General features: G+C 38.2%; 2 protein-coding genes and 1 pseudogene. All 3 read right to left on the bottom strand.

What is annotated here, in order from left to right:
* Window positions 1-52: 52 nt before the first annotated feature.
* Window positions 53-148 (bottom strand): annotated as a pseudogene (locus PSI17_RS17500) (hypothetical protein); the annotation flags it as partial.
* Window positions 149-1,100: 952 nt separating this feature from the next.
* On the bottom strand, window positions 1,101-2,096 hold the full coding sequence (locus PSI17_RS16420; protein WP_273552986.1) for an MBL fold metallo-hydrolase: 996 nt from the start codon (window positions 2,094-2,096) through the stop codon (window positions 1,101-1,103).
* Between the two features lie 41 nt (window positions 2,097-2,137).
* The coding region (locus PSI17_RS16415; protein ID WP_273552985.1) for a GIN domain-containing protein at window positions 2,138-2,735 on the bottom strand (598 nt) is incomplete at its 5' end.

Genomic DNA, 2,735 nt, shown 5'->3' with positions numbered 1-2,735 from the left:
TGCCGGTTTGACGGCTTTGGGTGAGAAATGAGCACTCGTGCTCTTACCCTGGTTGCATATCAATTTGAAACCACTCTAGATTAATAATGTCTGAACGCTTCAATCCTGTAGCCAGGGCGAGCTTGATGACTAACTTTAGACGTTTAGGGTGAAGATTGACATTTCTCATCTCCTTGTCCTTGTGTATTTTCTCTTTGCTCATGGGTATACTGCCATCCTGTTTTTATGGATTAGTATTAAATGATAAGAAAATTATTATTACTGTCGGTAACGCTTACTATTACCGGGTGTTCTGTCGGAAGGGTGTCAACGGATAATCTTATATCACTCAATAACAGCAGCCTCTGCCGTGCTCTTGGTGAAAACGTCGATAATGGTGAGATTACCGGCAGAATATTGGATGAGATATCATCTAGAGGTGATTCGATAGATGCGAAGGAGTGTCATTCCATTGAAGCCTTTGCACGAAGGGATTTCGGCGTAAGGGATTTTTGGTTTCTCGACATACAAAAAATGAATAACCAGATAACAAGAGACATACTGCAAATGAAAGCTGACGGTAGGTTATAAAAAGAAAATGTTTTTCGAGCCAGTCTGTCTAAATCTGTGCAAGTTATATGATTAAGTGATCAGTCATTGGTAGCAGGGCGAGAGCATGAAAGCCTGTTTTTTGAACGATCCGTGCAAATAAAATACTGATTGATACTTTAACAAGACCGAATTGAGTGATATTCACCCTATAATTGATTATGCTACATACAAATTAAGGTCAAAAAACGTTCGCGCTCTCGCCCTGTCATTGGTAGTTTATCAATTTAGCGTGATTTTGATTACTTTCAAATATCCTGATAATGTATAAGTGCTTATTATTTTAAGTGAACTTATGATATTACGCATTGCATACTCAATTATTGTTATCGTCACATAATGGTGGGAATATTTTCGTGTTAACAGATTTCTACTAAAATTTTTCACGTCTTTGCATATGATAAAAAAGAGTAGGAAGAGTATTTATTTTCATGCAATATTCAATGCTAAACAGTAAATACTCTTAAACAGTTTCGCCTGAAAAATATTCAGTTTGTCAGTAAATAACAGCGTTAATTTTTTCTTTTCAACAAGCTGGAATATTCTACTGGCACCCAAGAATATCCTTGTTCATCTTTGCGAATGTGCCCAATACCAGGGAAGGGTAAATGCGCAGCACTAATTAACCATTTTTCCTGTGATGCTTTTTCGAAAATATATTTACGTGCTTCAACTACTTTATCACTATCTACATCAAATTCGATGGAAACTTCTGGACGCGTAAATTGTACTGAATGAGAGTGTACAATATCACCCCAAATTAGCATGCTATTGTTGCCAGAGTGTAATCTGAAGGATGTATGGCCCGGAGTATGACCAAAAGTGGATATTGCTTCGATACCTGAAATGACATTATCTCCACTTCTAAAAGTGCGAAATGCTTTTTTTGCAATATATGGTGCGATAGAGTCTTGTGCCATTTTTAAAGTGGGGCGACTTCCTTCAGGTGCAGAAGCGGTAATTTCTGGATTAAGCCAGAAATCTTTTTCTTCTTGAGCGGCATAAACGGTTGCATTAGGGAATGCTGTTTTGCCATTTGCAGAACTTAAACCACAAATGTGATCTGGGTGCATATGTGTCAGTAATATAGTTTTTACTGCTTCCGGTGTATAGCCGGCGGTACGGATATTATCAACAATATTTCCCATGGTTGGGCCAAAGCATTTGCCACCACCAGTATCAATTAATACCAATCCTTCTTTGGTATTGACAAGATAGGCATTTATAGCTGTCTGAACGCCATCTTTCTCTGAAATTTGGAACATGCGGGTCAGCAGAGTCTGGATATCTTTATTTTCAATGCCTTTTAATAAAGAGGGGGAAATATAAATATATCCGTCATAAATAGCTGTGACCATGAAATCGCCGAGCATTTGGTGATAGTAACCAGGAGCCTGATTGACAAGTTGGTTAGCTGGTTGTGCAAAAGCTGTTGGTATTGTTGAAGTTATGGCTGTAGTGAGGGATAGGGTAATAGCAAGACCAGATGCTTTAAGAATATTTTTCATTAAATACTCCGGATAAATTAGAGTGAAATTTAAAAGGTATTTTACGAACAAGAATCCGTTGATATTTTGCTGGCGAAATTATCCGTGGTTTTGACTATTGATTTTTTATCGACGGAAATATGGGTTCCTGTTGTCAGGTTACCAGTGATTTTGGGAATATGGCAGAGAGAAGCATTTGCTCCCATGCTTAAATATACTTTGGCAGAATCGGCACTGAATTTCTGAGAAACTTTATTAAATACTGCCCCCATATTCAAATTGAGATCTAACTGCTTGGTTTTACCGGCAATATCGATTTTACTGCCCATTTCACCTGAAACTTCCAGCTTTTCATTATCTATGGCACATGCGTCTACCTCCATTTTTACGCCAGTTTTAGTCACCAGAGTATTCAGCGGATGATCAGTGTATAGGGTAATATCAAGCGCTTTAGTAAGAAGGCTATCTTTTTTGACTGCGTCATTAATCAAACTCAGTGTATCGCCATTATGAGTGATATTAAGTTTGTCTATGGAGGATTGCATGCCTTTGACTTTCAGTGATGAAGTTGCTGCGCATTTGATCGTGATATTAATACCTTTTTGTGCGTCAACGGCGGAGAAACCCTGAACTTCAATCGTTTTTTCTGCCGCCATTGCG

The organism is Xenorhabdus sp. IM139775 (assembly GCF_028598745.1).
Taxonomy (GTDB): Bacteria; Pseudomonadota; Gammaproteobacteria; order Enterobacterales; family Enterobacteriaceae; genus Xenorhabdus.
Note: the sequence above shows the minus strand (reverse complement) of the source record. Positions and strands in the feature narration are given on the sequence as shown.